The organism is Paenibacillus sp. FSL F4-0236 (genome assembly GCF_038000135.1).
In the GTDB taxonomy this organism is placed as follows: domain Bacteria; phylum Bacillota; class Bacilli; order Paenibacillales; family Paenibacillaceae; genus Paenibacillus_AQ.
This window is the reverse complement of record NZ_JBBOBK010000001.1, coordinates 3,333,924-3,353,888: the sequence shown is the minus strand read 5'-3', so window position 1 is coordinate 3,353,888 and position 19,965 is coordinate 3,333,924. Positions and strand designations below refer to the sequence as shown.

18 protein-coding genes are annotated in these 19,965 nt (G+C 44.2%); 14 read left to right on the top strand and 4 right to left on the bottom strand.

Annotation, left to right across the window (positions count from 1 at the left end; genetic code table 11):
- Positions 1-50 precede the first annotated feature (50 nt).
- The gene (locus tag NSQ29_RS15260; RefSeq protein ID WP_042126789.1) at positions 51-1,526 is read right to left on the bottom strand and encodes an aminotransferase class I/II-fold pyridoxal phosphate-dependent enzyme; all 1,476 of its coding nucleotides are present in this window, start codon (positions 1,524-1,526) and stop codon (positions 51-53) included.
- A 96-nt stretch (positions 1,527-1,622) separates the two neighbouring features.
- Here NSQ29_RS15260 and NSQ29_RS15255 point away from each other — a divergent pair, with 96 nt between their 5' ends.
- The 4 genes from NSQ29_RS15255 to NSQ29_RS15240 all read left to right on the top strand — a co-directional run bounded on the left by NSQ29_RS15255 (position 1,623) and on the right by NSQ29_RS15240 (position 6,299).
- Complete coding sequence (locus tag NSQ29_RS15255; RefSeq protein WP_341125484.1) at positions 1,623-2,912, top strand: MFS transporter; 1,290 nt, start codon at positions 1,623-1,625, stop codon at positions 2,910-2,912.
- A 288-nt stretch (positions 2,913-3,200) separates the two neighbouring features.
- On the top strand, positions 3,201-3,797 hold the full coding sequence (locus NSQ29_RS15250) for a hypothetical protein (protein ID WP_042187304.1): 597 nt from the start codon (positions 3,201-3,203) through the stop codon (positions 3,795-3,797).
- A gap of 266 nt (positions 3,798-4,063) precedes the next feature.
- Entirely contained in the window at positions 4,064-5,479 is a 1,416-nt protein-coding gene (gndA, locus tag NSQ29_RS15245) for an NADP-dependent phosphogluconate dehydrogenase (protein WP_042187305.1), read from the top strand.
- A gap of 271 nt (positions 5,480-5,750) precedes the next feature.
- Positions 5,751-6,299 (top strand): shikimate kinase, encoded by a 549-nt coding sequence (locus tag NSQ29_RS15240; RefSeq protein WP_341125483.1) that lies wholly within the window; start codon positions 5,751-5,753, stop codon positions 6,297-6,299.
- 4 nt (positions 6,300-6,303) lie between these two features.
- Here the strand turns inward: NSQ29_RS15240 and NSQ29_RS15235 are convergent, their stop codons facing one another.
- Positions 6,304-6,609, bottom strand: a complete 306-nt coding sequence (locus tag NSQ29_RS15235; protein WP_042187309.1) for a rhodanese-like domain-containing protein — start codon at positions 6,607-6,609, stop codon at positions 6,304-6,306.
- 109 nt (positions 6,610-6,718) lie between these two features.
- On the opposite strand from NSQ29_RS15235, the gene aroA reads away from it, so the two are divergent.
- The 7 genes from aroA to NSQ29_RS15200 all read left to right on the top strand — a co-directional run bounded on the left by aroA (position 6,719) and on the right by NSQ29_RS15200 (position 15,877).
- Positions 6,719-8,011, top strand: a complete 1,293-nt coding sequence (aroA, locus tag NSQ29_RS15230; RefSeq protein ID WP_042187311.1) for a 3-phosphoshikimate 1-carboxyvinyltransferase — start codon at positions 6,719-6,721, stop codon at positions 8,009-8,011.
- A 75-nt stretch (positions 8,012-8,086) separates the two neighbouring features.
- Positions 8,087-8,521 carry a CoA-binding protein gene (locus tag NSQ29_RS15225; protein WP_341125482.1) on the top strand — a complete coding sequence of 145 codons (435 nt, stop codon included), beginning with the start codon at positions 8,087-8,089 and terminating at the stop codon, positions 8,519-8,521.
- A 417-nt stretch (positions 8,522-8,938) separates the two neighbouring features.
- Positions 8,939-9,607, top strand: a complete 669-nt coding sequence (locus tag NSQ29_RS15220) for a hypothetical protein (protein ID WP_341125481.1) — start codon at positions 8,939-8,941, stop codon at positions 9,605-9,607.
- A gap of 519 nt (positions 9,608-10,126) precedes the next feature.
- Positions 10,127-12,013: a glucose PTS transporter subunit IIA gene (locus NSQ29_RS15215; protein ID WP_076282943.1), complete on the top strand. Its 1,887-nt coding sequence runs from the start codon at positions 10,127-10,129 to the stop codon at positions 12,011-12,013.
- Entirely contained in the window at positions 12,010-13,779 is a 1,770-nt protein-coding gene (ptsP, locus tag NSQ29_RS15210) for a phosphoenolpyruvate--protein phosphotransferase (RefSeq protein ID WP_042187321.1), read from the top strand. Before NSQ29_RS15215 ends, ptsP begins: the two co-directional genes overlap by 4 nt.
- A gap of 174 nt (positions 13,780-13,953) precedes the next feature.
- The gene (locus NSQ29_RS15205) at positions 13,954-14,484 is read left to right on the top strand and encodes a sigma-70 family RNA polymerase sigma factor (protein ID WP_341060539.1); all 531 of its coding nucleotides are present in this window, start codon (positions 13,954-13,956) and stop codon (positions 14,482-14,484) included.
- On the top strand, positions 14,477-15,877 hold the full coding sequence (locus NSQ29_RS15200; RefSeq protein ID WP_341125480.1) for a DUF4179 domain-containing protein: 1,401 nt from the start codon (positions 14,477-14,479) through the stop codon (positions 15,875-15,877). The genes NSQ29_RS15205 and NSQ29_RS15200 overlap by 8 nt, the downstream gene beginning before the upstream one ends.
- A 97-nt stretch (positions 15,878-15,974) precedes the next feature.
- Here NSQ29_RS15200 and NSQ29_RS15195 read toward each other — a convergent pair whose 3' ends face one another.
- On the bottom strand, positions 15,975-16,499 hold the full coding sequence (locus tag NSQ29_RS15195) for a type 1 glutamine amidotransferase domain-containing protein (RefSeq protein ID WP_341125479.1): 525 nt from the start codon (positions 16,497-16,499) through the stop codon (positions 15,975-15,977).
- A gap of 206 nt (positions 16,500-16,705) precedes the next feature.
- Between NSQ29_RS15195 and NSQ29_RS15190 the strand changes: the two genes are divergently transcribed.
- The 3 genes from NSQ29_RS15190 (at position 16,706) to NSQ29_RS15180 (ending at position 19,218) form a co-directional block, all read left to right on the top strand.
- Positions 16,706-17,158, top strand: a complete 453-nt coding sequence (locus NSQ29_RS15190; protein WP_149644167.1) for a hypothetical protein — start codon at positions 16,706-16,708, stop codon at positions 17,156-17,158.
- A 264-nt stretch (positions 17,159-17,422) separates the two neighbouring features.
- On the top strand, positions 17,423-18,433 hold the full coding sequence (ccpA, locus tag NSQ29_RS15185; RefSeq protein WP_042187330.1) for a catabolite control protein A: 1,011 nt from the start codon (positions 17,423-17,425) through the stop codon (positions 18,431-18,433).
- An 89-nt stretch (positions 18,434-18,522) separates the two neighbouring features.
- Positions 18,523-19,218, top strand: a complete 696-nt coding sequence (locus NSQ29_RS15180; RefSeq protein WP_341125478.1) for a 5'-methylthioadenosine/adenosylhomocysteine nucleosidase — start codon at positions 18,523-18,525, stop codon at positions 19,216-19,218.
- Between the two features lie 7 nt (positions 19,219-19,225).
- Here NSQ29_RS15180 and NSQ29_RS15175 read toward each other — a convergent pair whose 3' ends face one another.
- Complete coding sequence (locus tag NSQ29_RS15175) at positions 19,226-19,858, bottom strand: GNAT family N-acetyltransferase (RefSeq protein WP_341125477.1); 633 nt, start codon at positions 19,856-19,858, stop codon at positions 19,226-19,228.
- Between the last annotated feature and the right edge of the window lie 107 nt (positions 19,859-19,965).

Below are 19,965 nucleotides of genomic sequence, written 5' to 3'. Positions count from 1 at the left end.
TATCGGGTTTCTGTATAAATGAATGAAGTTTTTTAGGGAAATAATGGATCTTAGGAAATAGGATCGGCTTCTACAATCACTTTTATGTTAGTGATGCTGCGATCTTCAGGACCTTTAACCGGAAGTCCGATCTCCACATGGTCAATAATATAATCGATGTTATCCTGAGTGATAACTTCGCCAGGGAGAAGAATAGGAATTCCAGGCGGATATACATATATAAACTCTGCAATAATGTAGCCAGCAGATTCACGGAATGGAACTAACTGCGTATCCGCATAAAAAGCGTCCCTTGGAATCAGAGCAAGCTGTGGAATTTCTGGAACCTGAACCTTAAGTTCGTAGATTTCACCCTTGCTGTAATGAATGGCGGACAACACCCGAAGTGCAGCTAATAATTTATCTACTGATTCTTGGGTATCACCTGGGGTAATAAGGCAAAGAATATTATACATGTCACTTAGTTCTACTTCGATGTTGTACTTCTCGCGCAGCCAGTTTTCGGTTTCGTATCCTGTGATCCCTAAATGGCGCACATGAATGTTGAGCTTAGTTGGGTCATGATCAAATGTAGCTTCTGTCCCAAGGATCTCTTTTCCAAAGCTGTACAGGCCTTCGATCGTATTGATCGTTTCGCGTGCGTAGTTGGACAGTCTGATGGTTCTTTCCGCCATTTCATGACCGTTCAGCGCGAGATTACGTCTTGATGTATCCAAAGACGCTAATAAAATATATGAGGTAGATGTTGTAGTCAGCATGCTCATAATGGTCTGTACCCGTTGCGGGTTAATCAGACCCGTCTTAGCATTAAGATTCAGTACCGAGCTTTGCGTCATGGAGCCGCCAAGTTTATGCACACTAGTGGCAGCTATGTCCGCTCCGGCCTGCATGGCCGATACCGGCAGATCCTCATGAAAATGAATCAGTACTCCATGTGCCTCGTCCACCAATACGGGTACACCGTAACGGTGAGCCAGGTCGACAATCGAACGCAGGTCGGCGCATACACCGAAGTACGTGGGATTGATTACTAGAACTCCTTTGGCGTCTGGATGACGCCTTAACGCTCGTTCCAGCGAACTGGTCGTTATGCCGTGATCTATCCCGAGATTCTCATCCTGAACAGGCGAGACAAACACAGGCTTGGCTCCGGAGAAGATAATGGCCGACATCACAGATTTATGAATGTTGCGCGGCACAATTATTTTATCACCCGGTGAGCAGACAGAGAGGATCATCGTCATGATGGCATTGCTCGTGCCCTGTACGCTAAAATACGTATAGTCGGCGCCGAAAGCCTTCGCAGCCAGCTTCTGAGCTTCCTGGATTACTCCAGTTGGCTGATGTAGATCATCAAGCGGTGCGATGTTGATTAGATCGATGGATAGAGCGTTATCGCCGATAAACTCACGGAATTCGGCATCGGTTCCTAGCCCCTTCTTATGCCCCGGGATATGAAATTGAACGGGATTGCCGGCGGCATGCTTTTTTAAAGCTGTGAAGAGGGGAGTACGGTGTTGATTCATTTAATGCTGTCACAACCTTTCGCGAATATTAAAATTTAAGGCAAGCATCAGTATAACAAAACAATCTACAGAATACTAGGATTTGGATGTGATAGAATGTCCACAAAAGCTGCGCAACGTACACATATCAGTTTGACGTCGCCATTTATCATGGAGATGTGGGTAATTATTTTTTTAGTTGAGTTTGTTAAAGGGTCGCTACTTGTCGCTTTGTTACCCGTATATATGGAGAATATTTTGGGTCTATCTGTTACGGTAGTAGGCTTTGCCTTTGCACTCCAGTATTTGGGGGATAATCTATTCCGCAGTCCTTCTGGCTGGGTTATGGAGCGCATAGGGTTTCGCTGGACCATGACAAGTGCCTTGCTGTTGATCCTAGTAGCTGTTGGAATGATAATATATGCCAAAACAGCAGTTACGCTCTCGATTGCCTGTCTTATTCTTGGGATCGGGACATCCCCGCTTTGGCCTTGTGTGATGACCGGAATAACGGAATTGGCGGGATCTACTAAAAGCGGCAGCAGTGGAGCAGCTATGGGTGCTGTAGAGATGGCATCGCTCGCAGGAACGGGAATCGGTCCGATTGTAGTGAATTTTTTGATGGATCAGGGTGGACAAAGCTATCGTGTAGCCTTTTTGGTCCTGCTAGGGTGTGCTGCTGTAGTAGTTGTAGTTGCGCTTTTTCTACCTAAAAGAATCTCGTCAAGTGGCACTCATGCAGTTGTAAGGGACATGCAGGGGCTCGGCGGAGCTATTGAGCGTAAAAAAATCAGTCCATTAGAAAGTATAAAAAGAACACTACATCAGGTCAGAACGACGCTTAAAGTCAGTCGCCTACTATATCCAGCCTTATTTCTTCAGGCTTTTGCCATTGGCTTGATGACGCCTGTAGTTACCTTGTTTGCACGTACGGAGCTTCATGTTAGTCCGAATCAATTTAGTCTGCTTCTGATTGCAGGTGGGGGAATTACGGTGCTTGCTCTAATTCCAGCAGGCAAGCTGGTGGACCGAATAGGAACAACTGTGTTTCTGAACATTGGCTTTTTGCTTGCCACCTTTTCCCTTGCCCTGTTCTCACAGGTACGCTGGCTCCCGCTTGCTTTTATCGCGGTGGCATTGGTCGGTATAAGCTACGCGCTTATTCTCCCGGCATGGAACGCCTTTCTGGCTAAGCAAGTGCCTAAGGGGGAACGAGGGACTGTCTGGGGGCTTTTCTTGACCTTGCAAGGCTCAGGGATGGTGGCAGGACCAGTGATATCAGGGAGACTATGGGACCATGTAGGTCACGGTGTTCCGTTTCTGATGAGTGCAATTGTTATGTTGATACTCTTTGGGCTGCATTTACTAATTGTACACAGAACGAAGTTGAAATTTAAAACTAGTTGACCTTAGATGTGAAAAGCCGCTGACAACCTGAGAATTAGTTGTCAGCGGCTTTTTTTAGGAATTAAAAGGACTAAAAGAAATAAAAAATTCAATCAGCGTTTGGAGAAAGTCTGTTGCGGGTAAAAATAGTCAATAAACCAAGTTACCGCTACATAAACTGAAGTATAAAATAAGACTAAGACGAACGCAAAAGTAACTACTACTTGAAGAGGTCCGGCAGCCATAAATAATCGGAAATTGAACAATTGTGTTGGCTTTGCAGATGTGAAGTAGTTAGGGGGGAGTGCCGTGAACAAAAACGACGAGGTGGAGTATTGTAACCTGGAGCTGCGTTTCGACAGACAGCATATCCAGGACCTGATCAAGGATTTGATTCAAAAAGGTTATTCCCTATATTGGAGCGAGAACGAACAGGTCTTTGTAATTTCGGTCCGTACGGGTCGTAAACTGGTGAAATTACGTTTTCAAAGGATCAAAGATGGCTATAAACTCGTGGGTGACTATATGATTCGTGATGCTCGCTTGTCAGAATGGATGGAGAAGTTAATTGGGGACATGCGAGGACATGCCATTGTAAAGCGCTTCCGGGACCGTCAGATTATTATTGAAAATATTTTGTTCGGCGAAGTGATTCGTCTTGTCGAAATCTCGGGTTATCAGCAGCGAGTCTTATACCAGAAGGGTCCTATGCTCACCGATGAGGAGCTGACCAAGCTCTATTATTCTGTTGAAGGAGAGGAACGAATTCGCCAGCGCCGGATTGAAGTGGATGAGCAGCTGGATCGATTAAATGATGCACTTAAGGCTGAGGATATGATTCGCGCGGAGAAATGCCGAGCTCAGCTAACCTTTTTGACGAAGGAATTGTATATGTTAGAATGGTAAACAAGGTGCCGAAATAAGTTGCTTAGGGGCACCCCGAATTTCGGGGTGTCTTAGATTTGTTTGAGAACTTGCAGACAGGGGTTCACTTCTGGTGCTAAAAACGTTAAAATAGTCATTGTGATCATTTTCGTATTGGCAATGGATTTGTCGATGAATTTGATCTTTATTCGCAGGGCAGGCTTTGCTGTCTCTGATAAAGGGTGGTATTCTTATACTGCGAGAAATGGATTTCCCAAAAATATAGGGTGCAAAGGGTGGAGGACCAGATGGCAAAACAACAAATCGGCGTTATTGGCTTGGCGGTAATGGGCAAGAATTTGGCTCTAAATATCGAAAGCAAAGGTTTTTCCGTATCCGTGTTTAACCGCTCACCGGAGAAGACACATGATCTTCTTGCTGAGGCGGAAGGTAAAAACCTCGTAGGCACATTTTCCGTTGAGGAATTTGTAGCTTCGCTGGAAACACCGCGCAAAATTCTGATCATGGTTCAAGCTGGTAAAGCTACTGATGCTACCATCGAGCAACTGTTGCCGCATCTTGATCAAGGCGACATTATTATCGACGGAGGAAATGCTTATTTCCCTGATACGGTTCGTCGCAGTAAATATCTGGAAGAAAAAGGTTTCCGCTTTGTCGGAACTGGGGTTTCTGGCGGTGAAGAAGGAGCTCTTAAAGGTCCTTCCATTATGCCTGGCGGTCAAGAAAGCGCGTATAAGCTAGTTGAACCAATCCTAACTGCAATCTCAGCTAAAGTTAACGGTGAGCCTTGCTGTACATATATCGGACCAGACGGTGCGGGACACTATGTTAAAATGGTGCACAACGGTATCGAATATGGTGATATGCAATTGATCTGTGAAGCTTACCAGCTGCTCAAAGACGTTCTAGGTCTGGATGCAAAAGAACTTCACAACATTTTCAAAGAGTGGAATAGCGGTGAGCTCGACAGCTACCTGATCGAGATTACTACAGATATTTTTGCTCAGTATGATGAAGAAACTGGTAAACCAATGGTTGACGTGATCCTTGATTCCGCTGGCCAAAAGGGAACTGGTAAATGGACAAGCCAAAGCTCATTGGATCTTGGTGTACCTTTGTCCATGATTACCGAATCCGTATTCTCACGCTTCCTCTCTGCAATGAAGGATGAGCGCGTAGAAGCAAGCAAAGTGCTTAACGGACCAGAAGCTACACCATTTGATGGTGACAAAGCTGAATTCATCGAGAACGTGCGTAAAGCATTGTTTGCAAGTAAAATCGTATCCTATGCTCAAGGTTTCGCTCAACTTCGCGTAGCTTCCGACGAATACGGTTGGGATCTGAAATATGGCGAGTTGGCTAAAATTTGGCGCGGCGGCTGCATTATCCGTTCCCGTTTCCTACAAAACATCACGGATGCTTACGAGAACAATGCAGATCTTAAGAACCTATTGCTTGATCCTTTCTTCAAGGATGTTATGGACAATTACCAATCCGCATGGCGTAAAGTTATCGCTTCAGCTGTAACGATGGGTGTTCCAGTACCTGGGTTCTCCAGCGCATTGGCTTACTATGATAGCTATCGTACAGAAAGACTGCCTGCGAACCTGCTTCAGGCACAACGCGATTACTTCGGCGCACACACGTTCAAACGTGTAGACAAAGAAGGCGTTTTCCACCACAACTGGATGTCTGCAGAATAATCTAGTTTATTACGGTTACAAGCAATAACGCCTTCGGCGTCCCTAAAGGACGGTAAGAAGCGTTTATGCGAGAAATATAAGGTTAATGTATAACATGAAACTTGTACTTTCTTATATTTTAAAAAAGTGGCCCGAATTGCTTCACCAGAAATGGGGAGGCTTTCGGGCCTTTTTTGTTGAAGTTTTGATGTGGAATTACTAAGTGAAGCAGATTGTCTAATGTTTTGACCCTGTGTTATGATATGACAAATATCGCGGTTGGAGGATAGACATGGCTGGGGATACAGAAGAATTTAAAAAGTTCAACGAAGAGCAAAGAAATAAGAACATTATTTTAGTAGGGATGATGGCAACGGGGAAGTCAACAGTAGGCGCTATTTTGGCCGAGGAACTGGGTTACGAGCTGGTTGATCTGGATCATGTCATTGTTGAAACTGAAGGCCGAAGTATTGCAGAAATTTTCGCGGAAGATGGAGAGAATTACTTTCGAAGCGTGGAAACAGCAGTACTAAAGCGTATGCTAGAGTCTGAGAATAAATTAATATCTACTGGTGGTGGCGCGGTATTGGCGCCGGGGAATACAGATTTAATGCTGAGTAAAGGGCATGTGGTTGCGCTAACGGCAACAGAAGAAGAGATTATTGCCCGCGTTAGTGGAGATCAGAATCGTCCGCTGCTCGCCGGCAATGCAGAAGAACGGGTTAGACGTATCATGGAAGACCGTCGAGAAGCTTACCTGTTCGCGCATTACACGGTCGATACAACGGGACTGACAGCGGCAGAAGTGTCGCAATATATTTTAATGCATTACCGCGGCTGAGCTTTTAAGAGAGTGTTTCATTCCATTCAATCATACCGCCGCTTAAATTTGTAGCATGATAGCCAAACTGTTGTAGATATTCGCAGACACGCTGGCTTCGAGCACCGGAACGGCAGATAAAGATCACTTTGGCATCGCTTGGAATATCCTCAGTGCGGTGTGGAATTTCTCCCATGGGGATATGCTGTGCACCGGGAATCATCCCAAAGGCAACCTCTTCGTCTTCACGAACGTCGATGAGTACAAGGTCTTCCCCTGTCTCTAGACACTGCCGCAATTCTTGCGGTGTAATTTGTGGAACATTATGCATGGTTGTGACCTCTTTTCATCAGAAGAATGGTTTAATGATAACACAAGCATGGAATACCCTGTCAAACGAGCACTACATACAACTATATCTACTAAGGAGAGTTTATATTATGGACGTTATTGTTAGGCCAACGCCATCCCTGCAAGGAGAATTTGGGGCCCTCTCTTCCAAAAACTATACCACTCGCTATTTGCTGGTTGCCGCATTGTCAGAAGGCGTAAGTACGATTTATCATCCGGCACATAGTGAAGATAGCGATGCCATCCGTCGTTGTATTGCAGATTTGGGAGCTGTACTCACAGAAGATGATGAGAAGATTGTGATTCAAGGCTTTGGACGCAAACCTAAGGATGTTAAGGAGCTTAATGTGGGGAATGCTGGAGCAGTATTACGTTTTCTAATGGCTGTAGCTGCTTTAAGCCCTGAGGTCACATTCGTAAATACGTATCCTGACTCATTGGGTAAACGTCCACATGACGACCTGATCGTATCTCTAGAACAGCTTGGTGTGAAGGTAGAGCATAATGAAGGTAAGTTGCCGATCACGATCCGCGGTGGCAAACCTGTTGGGGGTAGAATTACAGTTTCAGGTGCTGTCAGCTCCCAGTTCCTAAGTGCTCTATTATTCTTGACACCATTGCTTGAAGAAGATAGTGAAATTATTGTCCTTGATGATTTGAAATCAAAGGTTGTCGTAGGTCAGACGCTAGAAGTATTGGAGCAGGCTGGAATTGTGGTTCATGCGGCAGATGATTATATGTCCTTTAAAGTGCCAGGTCGTCAAGCCTACGCGGCTAAGACGTATACCGTTCAAGGTGACTATCCTGGCTCTGCGGCTATTCTAGCAGCAGCTGCGGTTACAAAGTCAGATGTTAAGGTACATCGACTTGTGGAACAGAGTAAGCAGGGAGAAAGAGCCATTGTTGATGTGTTGCGTATGATGGAAGTACCGCTTACTCATAAAGAGGGAACAGTTCACGTACAAGGGAACGGCGTTCTAAAAGCTGTTGAATTCGACGGAGATGCTGCAACCGATGCGGTGCTGGCTATGGTAGCTGCTGCCGTATTTGCTGAAGGCACTTCACGATTCTATAACGTTGAGAACCTTCGGTATAAGGAATGTGATCGTATAACTGATTACTTGGCAGAGTTGACTCGTGCAGGAGCCAATGTTGAGGAACGCCGCGATGAAATTATCGTTCACGGCATGCCTGAAGGCGTCGAAGGTGGTGTGACGATTAACGCGCATTACGACCACCGTGTAATTATGGCGCTGTCAGTAGTAGGTTTACGAGCGCGTAAACCACTATTGATCAAGGATGCTCACCATGTCGCTAAGTCGTATCCGCAATACTTTGATCACCTGCGTGCGCTTGGTGCGAATGTGGAGTGGGTACAATAGAAGTAAGGGGGCTAGCGAATTTAGCTTCAGTTAAATAAGGATCATAAAGTGTAACTATGGAAAGGGGCACTATGTATGAGCTTTGAGAATCCAAGCCGGGAGCAGATCGGAGATATCCTTGCTTCTGCCGGTAATATTGCTGTTGTTGGCCTGTCTGACAAAACAGACCGTACCTCCTATATGGTCGCGGGTGCTATGCAAAGTCGGGGATATCGGATCATTCCTGTAAACCCATTGGTTGATGGTGAAATACTGGGAGAAAAGTGCTATCATACGTTAGCGGAAATTCCAGAGCCGGTGGACATTGTTAATGTGTTCCGTCGAAGCGAATACTGCGCAAAGGTCGCACAGGAGGCCGCTGAAATCGGCGCACGTGTGCTTTGGCTCCAGCAGGGTATAATCAGCCAGGAAGCCGCTGAAATCGCCGCTAAGCACGGTATGACGGCGATTATGGACCGTTGTATCAAGGTCGAAGAAGCGATCACGATGCATGGGCGTACTCGGGCATAAGGTTCGTTAGTTCAACACTTTATCTGACTATTGAAAAAATGATGATCAGAGCGTGTATCAAGGGATTTCGAACGAACCGACGAGCGGGCAAACGATGAACTGACGAGCTTATGAGCTTACGAGCCGACAAACGAACCCACAACGAGAGAACAATAAACCGGCGAGCCGACAGACAAAAGAACAAACTAACAAACCAGCGAACTAAATTTTTTGACGCTTAAGTAGTTGCAAATTTAATGTTAAAGAACAGCTAAGATCAAAAGCATTGTTTGATTACGATTGGCTGCACAGACTGTGCAATTTCTAATGCAAATCACTAACTGAGCTTGTTATACTGAAGTTAGACGAAGAACGTCCTTTATCCGCATAATTTGCGGTGAAGGGCGTTTTTTTATTTTTATAGGGGAGGATACCATAATGGAATTTGAAGAAGCACATGGTATGTTCATTAACAAGCACTTGACTGAAAGATCAGGAGAAAGAAGGGGGAGGCTGGTTAGAGGGCATAATTATGCGGAGAAGTTGTTCTTGCAGAATGTATGGTGGCCATTGTTTGAGAGCCTTGATGATTTGCATCCAGAATACGAAGTGTACGACTGGAATCGTAAATCTCAGTTTCTGGACTTCGCTTTTCTTCCACAGAGCGGCGGCAGTCTCGGGATTGAGTGCGACGGGTTTCAAAATCATGTGAAGGACATGGACCGCGAGAGATTCAACTACGCAGTTAATCGGGACACTTTTCTGACCGGAATGGGGTGGAAAATGATTCATTTTTCTGTTGATGATCTTCAGCACCGCCCCGAGGTGTGCCGGATGCTTTTGCAATTGGTGCTGGCACCTCATTTGGCGCGCAAATCTGCAGGCGTGGATATTTTGTCTGAGGAGAAGGAGGTTCTGCGGTTGGCTTGGCGACTGGGTAGGGCGATCCGTCCAAAGGATGTGACCACGCATTTCAGCATTAACTTTCGAACGGCGCGCAGATTATTGCATTCGTTGAGTGAGAAGGGGCTAATAAAGCCTGTAATTACGGGAGAACGGGTTCGACAATACGAAGTGAAAGCTATGCGACCAGATCAAATATGGTAGGAGTGGGAGAATAATTGCACTATATACAACTATATCGGAAATATCTCTATTCTATTGTGGTTTAGTTGTACTTTGTACACTTATTACACACCAAAGGTTAGGAAAAGGGTGGAATTATTAAAAATAATTGCACAAAGTACACTTATATGGATTTCAGTTTTTATAGGATATAAATAGTTGTACAAAGTACAATTAACATCTTCTTTTATCATCGGCAGCAAAAGAAAGAGACTCAGTCAGCAGACAAAACTTCATTCAATAAATATAACTCATACACTTGAAGCATTATTAGAGACGCACATTCATTCAGAGTAACTTTTATCGGTTTTAACCAACTTTAGCATTGTTTGCTTTAGTGCTTTGGAATCCTGAGCCCATAGAATGGTGTTTCTAGGTGATTTTATTGTGGAGTGAGTGTGTATTTGTTTTAAATATATCCTGATCTTTTCCTTCAGTTTATTTTGACAAAAACCCCCGCAGCGCTTACCATTCAATATAGAAAGAAAGGAGAGGGTAGCCTTGAATTGGCTCGGATCATTGCAGCAATTGGGCAGAGCCATAATGCTTCCTACCATGGTATTGCCGGCGGCAGCCATTTTGCTTAGTTTGGGCAGCTTACCTTGGTCTGCATGGGGACTTTCTTCGGTATCCGAAGTGGCTACATACGCTGGGCAGGGAATCTTTTATTTTATGCCTTATTTGTTCGCTGTGGGTGTAGCATGGGGATTATCCAATCAAGCTGGAACGGCGGGTCTTGCAGCACTGGCTGGAATGTTCACTTACGACCGGATTGTTACCCATATGGGAGACGGGCTTGTACAACCTGCAACACTTATCGGAATTTTGCTGGGTATAGTTGCCGGTATCGCTCAAAACCGGTTCAAAAATATCAAGCTTCCAGAGGCGATACAGTTTTTTGGAGGTTCGCGTTTTGTTTTGCTGTTCATGGGATTGTTTTCGGCTGGCTTTGCATGGGTGATGTTAGGGATCTCTCCACTGCTGCAAAGAGGACTGGATGATCTTTTTCAAGGGATATTGCAGACAGGGGGCTTTGGCGTTTTTATTTATGGAGTGCTATATAGAGTACTAACAGCCTTCGGTCTTCACCATATTCTCAACAATGTGTTTTGGTTTCAGTTTGGAAACTTTACAACTCCTGATGGTAGCACTGTCGTTCAGGGGGATTTGCCACGTTTTTTTGCAGGCGATCCTACGGCGGGCATTTTTATGGCGGGTTTGTTTCCGATTATGATGTTCGCACTGCCAGCCATTGCTTTTGCAATTATTCAGGAAGCGCGCGAGGACTTGAAGCCTAAGATTAAAAAGACTTTTATGCGAGCGGCTTTGGTCTGTTTTCTGACCGGGGTTTCGGAGCAGATTGAATTCGCGTTTTTGTTTGCTTCTCCGTATTTATTCGCGATACATACTGTAATGTCTGGCCTCGCTATGGTACTGACCTATATGCTGGGAATTCATCACGGGTTCTCTTATTCGGCAGGAGCGATTGACTTCTTTTTGAATTTGCATCTGTCACAGAGGGCTTGGCTTTTGATTCCGATCGGTATTGGTTATGGGATTGTGTATTATAATTTGTTCCGCTGGGCGATTCGCCGTTTTCAGATCCCGACACCAGGGCGTGAAGAAGGTTCTGAACTTGGTGATTGGGCAGGCAATATCCCTTATCAGGCACCATTGATCTTGGAGGCGCTTGGTGGCAAGGAGAATATCGTACAAGTACAATCCTGTATCACTCGTTTGAGGCTAACCGTCCATAATGATCGATTTATAGATACAGGGGCGCTTAAAGGTCTTGGTTCCGCTGGGATTATCAAGCTCGGTGGCGGGAATGTCCAGGTAGTATTTGGTACGTATTCAGAGTTGATCCGCGAGGAGATTAATAAGCTAATGCTTCGTGATTTGCCTCAGGTATTGTTCAGTTCTCCGATGCAGGGTAGAATGATGCCCATTGAGGAAGTGCCGGATCACATCTTTGCAGCGAAGCTGGTGGGTGATGGAGTTGCATTTTTGCCGGAAAAAGGGGAGCTTACTTCGCCTGTATTCGGGAAGGTTATGCACGTCTATCCTACAATGCATGCCGTTGGTATTGCTACGCCGGAAGGGCTGGAGGTGCTTATGCATATAGGGATCGACACTTCGCAGCTTAAAGGACCATTTGAGGCGGTTGTAAAAGAAGGCGACAGTGTGGAACCAGGTCAATTGCTTGTTAAATTCGACCTCGCTTATTTGCGTGAGCATGCAGCTTCACTCGCTACACCAATGGTGATTACGAATCCTGATCGAGTAAAATCATGGAGCTATGCTCCATTTAAAAATGTTAAAAAGGGGCAATCTTCAGTAATGTCCGTAGTCTTACATGAAAGTAACGTTGGAGGGATAGAAGGATGATACAAGGCATAGGCGCAGCAGCAGGTGTAGCTATCGGGAAGGCCTTTGTCTTACCGAACTGGGAGTGGAGCTTACCAGACACACAAGTGAACCCAGTGGATCTAGCTAAGGAGTTTGAGCGTTTATACGAAGGTATCCGTACCTCTAAGGACGAGATTGAATTCATCAAAAAAGAATTCAGAGAAGTAGTCGGTCCGGAGGAATCCAGCATTTTTGATGCTCATCTGGCGATTTTGGATGATCCGGTGTTTATGAGCGAAATCCGGGGGATTATTGAACGCCAGTATAAGGCGGCGGAAGTGGCTGTTAAGGAAGCGATTGATCATTTTGTAGCGATGTTTGATCTGCTGGATGATGAATACATGAAGGAGCGGGCGGTGGATATCAAGGATGTCGGTAACCGTCTGTTAAAGCATCTTTTAGGTGCTCCTGAGGTCACGCTGCCATCGGATACACAGCCGTATATTCTCGTTGCGAAGGAGTTATCTCCTTCCCAGTTAGCTCACTTGAACCCAACTTATGTTCTAGGTATTGTTACTATGATGGGCGGTAAAACCTCACATTCTTCCATTATGGCTCGTGCACTAGGCATTCCGCTCGTGGCAGGTTTGGAGAATAATTTGTCTAACCCTATTCAGACCGGAGACATGCTCGTGATAGATGGAGACACGGGATCTGTGCAAATTCATCCTGATGAGGTAACGATCAATGAATATGTTTCTCTTCGGAATAAGCAACATAAAAAGAAAGAACAACTGGAATTGCTTGCTACAGTCGATGCCGTCACTAAAGATGGCGTTAACCTGAGATTGGCCGGTAATATCAGCTCCGTCAAAGAACTGAATTTAGCGCTTAAGTATGGAGCCGAGGGTGTAGGTCTATTCCGTACAGAGTTTCTTTATATGGATCGCAGTTCTTTTCCGACGGAGGATGAACAATTCGAAGTGTATAAACAGGTTGTCGAGAAGGTAGGCAGCAATATGGTTGTGATCCGTTCGCTGGATATAGGCGGGGACAAGCATCTGGATTACTTCCAGCTGCCAGAAGAGCAGAATCCGTTCCTTGGCTATCGTGCCATTCGAATCAGCTTGAATCGACAAGATATGTTCAAAACTCAGCTAACCGCCATTTTGCGGGCGAGCGCATACGGGAATGTAAAGCTAATGTTCCCTATGATATCTTCCGTGGAAGAAGTACAGGCGGCAAAAGCAGTATTGGAAGAAGTGAAGGCTGAACTGGAGCTACGGGGTATACCGTTTAATCGGAATATTCCAGTCGGTATTATGATTGAAGTTCCAGCTGCGGTTATGATTGCGGATTTACTTGCTGAGGAAGTTGACTTTTTCAGTATCGGTACGAACGATTTGGTGCAATATGTACTAGCCGTAGATCGTATGAATGAACAAATTGCGCATATGTATCATCCATATCATCCAGCGGTTCTGCGAATGATCCGTATGACTGTAGAAGCAGCCCGTAATGCAAAAATAGATATAAGTGTATGTGGTGAAATGGCGGCAGATGAGCGTTCTTTGCCACTTTGGCTGGAGCTTGGAATTAGTGATCTTAGCATGTCGCCGCAGGCACTGTTGAAGGTTAAACACCGTACCCTAAATACACTGGCTATAGATGCTACAAGGGTTGCTAAAGCTTGCTTCCATCATCGTACAAGCTCGGAAACGGAAGAAATCCTAAGTGCTTATGCTCAGAAAAGCGGAATTACGCTTGGAACGAGCGTGGAAACAAAGGAGAAAGCTTCTTCATAGTTATCAAGTGCTACATCATCAAGTCCACATCAAGGTTCGGCATTCTTGCCGGGCCTTTTTCTTTTGTATTTTATAAAAAAACAAAACCGTTTGCGCTTCGGAGCAGTCTATACATAGAGCGAGTTGCACAGGAATGATTTATGCGTGAAAGCAAGGGGGGAGGACAAAACAAGCATGGAACACATTATTAATGACGAAATGGAAATAGTCGCTACGGATGAAGACATATTTTATGAGCTGGTAGCTGAACAGAAAAGAAAGCTATACAGCATTGCTTATAGCTATTTACGAAACGAAGCGGATTCGTTGGAAGTTCTACAGGAGGCAACCTGCCGTGCATGGATTAAACGTAAAAGCTTAAAAGACTCCGAGAGATTTGCTCCATGGCTAACACGTATTCTGATCAATTGCTGTAACGATGAGTTGAAGCGCAGAAAGAGGAACGCTGTCACAGAAGCTGCTCGAAGTGATGTAGGGATCATGGAAATGAAAAGCGACCGCAGATTAGACATGGAACAGGCGTTGGAAGGGGTAAAGCCGAAGTATCGCCAGGTGCTTGTACTCAAATATTACAAGGATATGACCCTTGCAGAAATTGCAGAGGTACTGGATAAACCGGAGGGAACCGTGAAGACATGGCTCAATAAAGGTCTGAAACAGCTGCGTGACAGAATGAAACGGAAGGGGGATCTATTTTATGGCTGAGTCTGAAGAAAAGCTGCTTAACGATTATTTTCAGAGAATTGATGTCGAGGCTGAGGAGATCCCGGATGTTAAGCTGGATGCCGCGATTCGCAAGGGGATGCAGCAAGGTAGCCACAAAAGATTCTCTTTTAGAAAAAGATACGCTGTTATTACGTTGGCGGTCTTAGCTATTGCCTTATTGATTATTGTCCCATGGGTAAATCAGATGGCCAATCCTGTACGTGCGCAGTTACCACCAAAAAGCTGGGGATCGCTTGAAGTATTCCGCCCGACTATCGCTAATAATCTGACCATCACATCGGCACTTGACGCAGGGATGATGAAGGAAGTAAATATTTCTTCAGCTGAGGTGGATGGAATAAAGTGGACGGTTAATGGAATTATGGCCGATCGAAGAGGAATTGCGGTTCTGTATACAATTGAAAACAATACAGATCGGAAAATGCAGCTGTTTGGACTATCCTTGAAAAAGACTCCTGAAAGTAATATTTATCGCACAGGATACAGCGGGTTTAGCACTATTAACGCACAAGATGTTGGATCTCCTGGGACAACTCGTATGTACGAGCAAATCGTATGGGATCAATATCAGGATGAGTTGGAAGACCCGTTGAATATTTCTCTAAGGTTGCTTCCAGCACCTGATGATCCAGCTTTATCAAGCGGTGAGCTTAAATCTTTAAACATTCAGATTCCAATGGATACCAACAAGGTTTATATTCAAGGAAAAAGAGTTGATCTAAAGGATAGTCTGTCCATCGCCGGACAGCAAATTAATATGGAGAATATCTATATTGGACCTACGGGTATTTATATGCGGGAAAGATATGACCAAAAGAATACAATGAGGATATTTAATATGCTTTCACCTAAGCTTGTCATCGGAAAAGGAGAGCAACAAGAGGAGTTAATGTGGGTAAGTGGATCGAATATTTATCATAATGATAATATGAGACCTGATGATCCGATTAAGTTTGAAATTGAAGGGATTTCTGCTCTAGATCAATCTAAGCTGGAGCTTGTGATTAATACCGAAACACAGCAGATTCTGAAGGTACCGGATAGCAATCTGACGATTTCCAAACGAATGGAGAACGAAGAGCAGGGAATTCTGGTATTAGATTACTTTATTCCTAAAGAAGAGAAGGACTCGCTTAATGATAGAGGTTTTGCATTGAGCGATTATTTTGAAGATAGCTCTGGAAGCGGGCATATGATGGAAACTATCAAAAATAATTACTCAGGATATAGAGAGTTTAATGAAAGTAGTAAGGGAACTACAGTAACCTATATTTTCAATGTAGGCAAGGAAAAGCTACCCCAACCGTTGACTTTCTGGTTTAATTCTTATCCAAACAAAATCAAGGAGAAAGCGTCCATTAGAATTAAGTAAGTAGCTCCAAAGTCGAGCGAAGCAAATCAAAAGCCCTGTTCCTCAAATGGAGAAACAGGGCTTGTTTATTTTTTAACCAATATATTTGTACAGTACCCTATTCCCCAGCTAACGCATCACAAAAAGCTTTGCCATAGGGCGGCAGATCTGGCGGGCGACGAGCAGAAATAATATGTCCATCCGTAACCACAGCTTCATCTTTCCATATCGCTCCGGCATTCTCCATATCATCACGGATGCCGGGTGTGGAGGTGACGGTTACACCTTCCAGAATTTTAGCGGAAATTAATACCCAGCCTGCATGGCAGATCTGCCCAATAGGTTTCTTAGCTGCATTGAAATCCTGCACTAGCTTTAGTACGGCACTGTATCTACGGATTTTATCAGGGGCCCAGCCGCCAGGAACTAAAATCCCGTCATAATCTCCGGCATTAAGATCGTCCCAGGAGTACTCCGCTTTTGCAGGCACACCATATTTGCCGATGTATGTTTTATCTTTTTCCAAACCTACCAAGTGAACCTCAGCGCCTTCTTCTCTAACTCGGTACACGGGATACCAGAGCTCCAAATCTTCAAATTCATCGTCTACGAGTGCTATGACCTTTTTTCCAGCTAGTCTCATTTTGTTAAGCTCCTTTCGTATCACATGATCCTTCATATTCTATCAAATTTAAAATACGAAGTCATCTGAAGGGTTGTAAATTATAGACGAATTGCCAATTTAATCATTATATGCAATTAAGGAGGGTTTTAATCGAGGGAGGTCGAATATAGAAATTGAAAAGTCATACTTTGTACTTAATTCATTTCTTGCAAGAGGTGTAGAAGATGTATACAGATAACTTAATGGAGAAGTTGTGCAGCTGCGGTGGCCTCATGAACTTACATATGCATTCATTGATTTTTAATACGAGGGTGAAGATTACACATGTCCCTGTCTATACTTGTCCGAAATGTACTAGTTATGAGCCCTTGTCGTTTATTAAAGCAGATCTAGGAAAGCTAGTGAAAGAATTGAACGCGGATGTGCCAAGACAAGATTTTTCGTTTACTCAAAGAAATGAATTAGCTAGTGTCCTAAAAGAAGCTTTGACAGAGGTTATTGTCGGAGGATTTCAAGAATTAGAGTTGGCTATCCGAGAGACAATTCAGGCTAGAGTGGATATGTTACTTGATCTATACCGACTAGCTGAGGGGCTTAAAGACCAGAATTGGATGGAAGAAACTAGTCGAAGACTGTCTCAATTAACGTTCCAAACGACTAAAAACGCAAATTATTAAAACATTCTGTGAAAATAATGAAAAACTTTCACGGAATGTTGGATTTTTCACTCACTTTTTGTTACGATAGATAGAAGTTACATTATTGTGCTCGTGAATAGGGAAACCTACACTAGTCAAAAATTGTAATTAGGGGTTACGTCTTCAGCCTTGAAAGAAATTTTGAAAGGAAAATGAAGCGTTATCATTGCACAATTGTACAAAGTGTCGTATCATATTTTTAATTAGTCGAACGATAAAATTTATCGCAATGGAGAGAGTAATTTGACGGTAACCATTTACGATGTAGCTCGAGAAGCAGGCGTATCTATGGCTACGGTATCACGGGTTGTGAACAATAACCCTAACGTGAAACCGCAGACCCGGAAGAAAGTTTTTGAAGCGATTGAGCGTTTGGGATATCGTCCCAATGCCGTGGCGAGAGGACTTGCCAGTAAGAAAACGACAACCGTTGGGGTTGTCATCCCTGATATTTCAAACTCGATTTTTGCAGAAATTGCACGCGGGATTGAAGATATCGCGAACATGTATCATTACAATATCATATTGTGTAACGCGGATAAGCGTAAAGAAAAGGAAATCCGTGTCATCAATACCCTTTTGGAGAAACAGGTCGATGGTCTGCTCTTCATGGGTGGTACGGTAACCGAAGAACATATTCAAGCTTTCCAGACTTCTGCAGTTCCGATTGTCCTATGTGCTACACGGGATGAGAAGGGAACTTATCCTTCCGTTGACATCGATCATGAAACCGCTGCTTTTGATGCAGTAAATACTTTGATTCGTCACGGTCACCGAGAAATCGCAATGATCAGTGGTACACTCCAGGATCCTGCGAATGGATATGCACGTTTCCATGGTTATAAGAAGGCACTTGAACAGGCTGGAATCGAGTATCAAGAAGACTTGGTACGTATCGGTAACTACCGCTATGAATCTGGTGTCGAAGCCATGAAGTATTTCCTTGGACTCAAGAAGAAGCCAACCGCTATTTTTGCCGCAACCGACGAGATGGCTATTGGTGCAATTCACAGTATTCAGGATGAAGGCCTGAAGGTACCGGATGACTTCTCCATTATTAGTGTGGATAACATCCGTATGGCTTCGATGGTTCGTCCATTGTTGACAACTGTAGCCCAGCCTATGTATGACCTAGGTGCGGTAGCAATGAGACTTTTGACGAAACTCATGAAGAAAGAGACGGTTGAGAATCCGCGGGTTATCTTGCCTCATGAAACGATTCTCCGCCTGTCTGTTAATCATCTGAATAAGTAATTTAAGAACTAAACAGTATTTCCGTAAAAAGCTCCTTTTGGAGCTTTTTATGTTTTTTACAGAGTAAATCATCGGAGGAGGCGGTATCTTTGCCTGAAAAAATCGGATTAATTGGTGCGATGGATGAAGAGATTAAGCTATTACTAGAAAGGATGGAGAATAAGGAGACGAAGGTCAAGGCAGGAATTCATTATTACATAGGAAATATATTAGGAAAGTCTGTAGTGCTCTGTAAATCTGGGGTAGGTAAAGTGAATGCAGCAGTTACGACACAAATTCTAATTGATTCCTTTGGTGTGTCTAGTGTCTTGTTTACTGGGGTTGCTGGGGCTGTGCACCCTGAATTGAATATTGGAGATATTGTTATATCATCTACTTGTGTTCAGCATGATATGGATGCTACAGCACTTGGCTTTTCAAAAGGTGAAATACCTTATCAGGATAATTCTGTCTTTCAGGCAGACCCTTCATTGGTACTCCTTGCTGAGAGGGCGTGTAACGAGTTAGGCCAAAAGTACTTGGTCGGCAAAGTACTTTCAGGTGATCAATTCATTTCTAATGCGAAGATTGTAGCCAAATTAAGAGAGGAATTGGACGGAGCGTGCGTGGAGATGGAAGGGGCGGCGGTTGCACAAGTGTGTGTGATGAACGCCACTCCCTTTGTTATTATTCGTTCGATGTCTGATAAGTCTGACGGGTCAGCAAATGTGAGTTTTAAGGAGTTCACGGTGGAAGCCTCAGGGCGCTCACATTCTATATTAGAATATATGCTGCAGCATCTTTAATACTCGTTTAGTACATGAAGCGCTGTCTAAAGCGTACCCTGTCGAAAGTCTCCTGTGAGGACATAGGTACCTCTTGTCCAATGCGAACCATTAGGCAGTTTGCTGGATGTGAACAGATTTCGGGATCATCCGTAGCATACCAAACCATATTTACGGTTTTCATTAGCCGCTCCATCATTTGGCGATAGGCCCATACGTCCAGCCCACTGCCTTTTAAATCCCAGTGCCAGTAATACTCTGTTGTAAAGACGATACAATTCTCCAATTGCTCTTGCTCAAAAGCAGTGGAAATCAGCAGCCGGCCTAGTCCGGCTCCCCTATAATCATTACTCACCTCAATAGCTCCAAGCTCAATTAGATCCATCATTCCTCCCTGCGACCAAAGCTCCATTTCATCCGGATAATGAAAGGTTACATAGCCTATTATAGTGCCATCCTCTACAGCTGTAATTATACGTCCTTCTGGCAGGCTAGCGATCTCTACGAGAGCTTCTTGCTGTTCAATCGGCTTGCGGAAGGCATCAAGATCATGATGCATATGGAGGACTTTAAGGTCCTCTGGTGATCGGGGGCCGCTTATTGTTATTGTTCTACCTTTATATGAAAGCGTATGGGAAACAGGGATTTTACGATGCTCCATAGCTGTGCTCCTTTCGGATGATAAAATATGGAATGTAAACGTTTGCTATGTTATACTAATTCAGACATAAAAAATTCACATTCATTGCATTGACATCATTATCTAAG

Bases quoted from the DNA above. Each gene is read 5' to 3' on its own strand.
- NSQ29_RS15190 (WP_149644167.1), top strand. From the start codon at position 16,706: ATGTATACAGATAACTTAATGGAGAAGTTGTGCAGCTGCGGTGGCCTC.
- NSQ29_RS15260 (WP_042126789.1), bottom strand. From the start codon at position 1,526: ATGAATCAACACCGTACTCCCCTCTTCACAGCTTTAAAAAAGCATGCC.
- NSQ29_RS15225 (WP_341125482.1), top strand. From the start codon at position 8,087: ATGAGCTTTGAGAATCCAAGCCGGGAGCAGATCGGAGATATCCTTGCT.
- aroA (WP_042187311.1), top strand. From the start codon at position 6,719: ATGGACGTTATTGTTAGGCCAACGCCATCCCTGCAAGGAGAATTTGGG.
- ptsP (WP_042187321.1), top strand. From the start codon at position 12,010: ATGATACAAGGCATAGGCGCAGCAGCAGGTGTAGCTATCGGGAAGGCC.
- gndA (WP_042187305.1), top strand. From the start codon at position 4,064: ATGGCAAAACAACAAATCGGCGTTATTGGCTTGGCGGTAATGGGCAAG.
- NSQ29_RS15200 (WP_341125480.1), top strand. From the start codon at position 14,477: ATGGCTGAGTCTGAAGAAAAGCTGCTTAACGATTATTTTCAGAGAATT.
- NSQ29_RS15240 (WP_341125483.1), top strand. From the start codon at position 5,751: ATGGCTGGGGATACAGAAGAATTTAAAAAGTTCAACGAAGAGCAAAGA.
- NSQ29_RS15235 (WP_042187309.1), bottom strand. From the start codon at position 6,609: ATGCATAATGTTCCACAAATTACACCGCAAGAATTGCGGCAGTGTCTA.
- NSQ29_RS15205 (WP_341060539.1), top strand. From the start codon at position 13,954: ATGGAACACATTATTAATGACGAAATGGAAATAGTCGCTACGGATGAA.
- NSQ29_RS15255 (WP_341125484.1), top strand. From the start codon at position 1,623: ATGTCCACAAAAGCTGCGCAACGTACACATATCAGTTTGACGTCGCCA.
- NSQ29_RS15195 (WP_341125479.1), bottom strand. From the start codon at position 16,499: ATGAGACTAGCTGGAAAAAAGGTCATAGCACTCGTAGACGATGAATTT.
- NSQ29_RS15220 (WP_341125481.1), top strand. From the start codon at position 8,939: ATGGAATTTGAAGAAGCACATGGTATGTTCATTAACAAGCACTTGACT.
- NSQ29_RS15175 (WP_341125477.1), bottom strand. From the start codon at position 19,858: ATGGAGCATCGTAAAATCCCTGTTTCCCATACGCTTTCATATAAAGGT.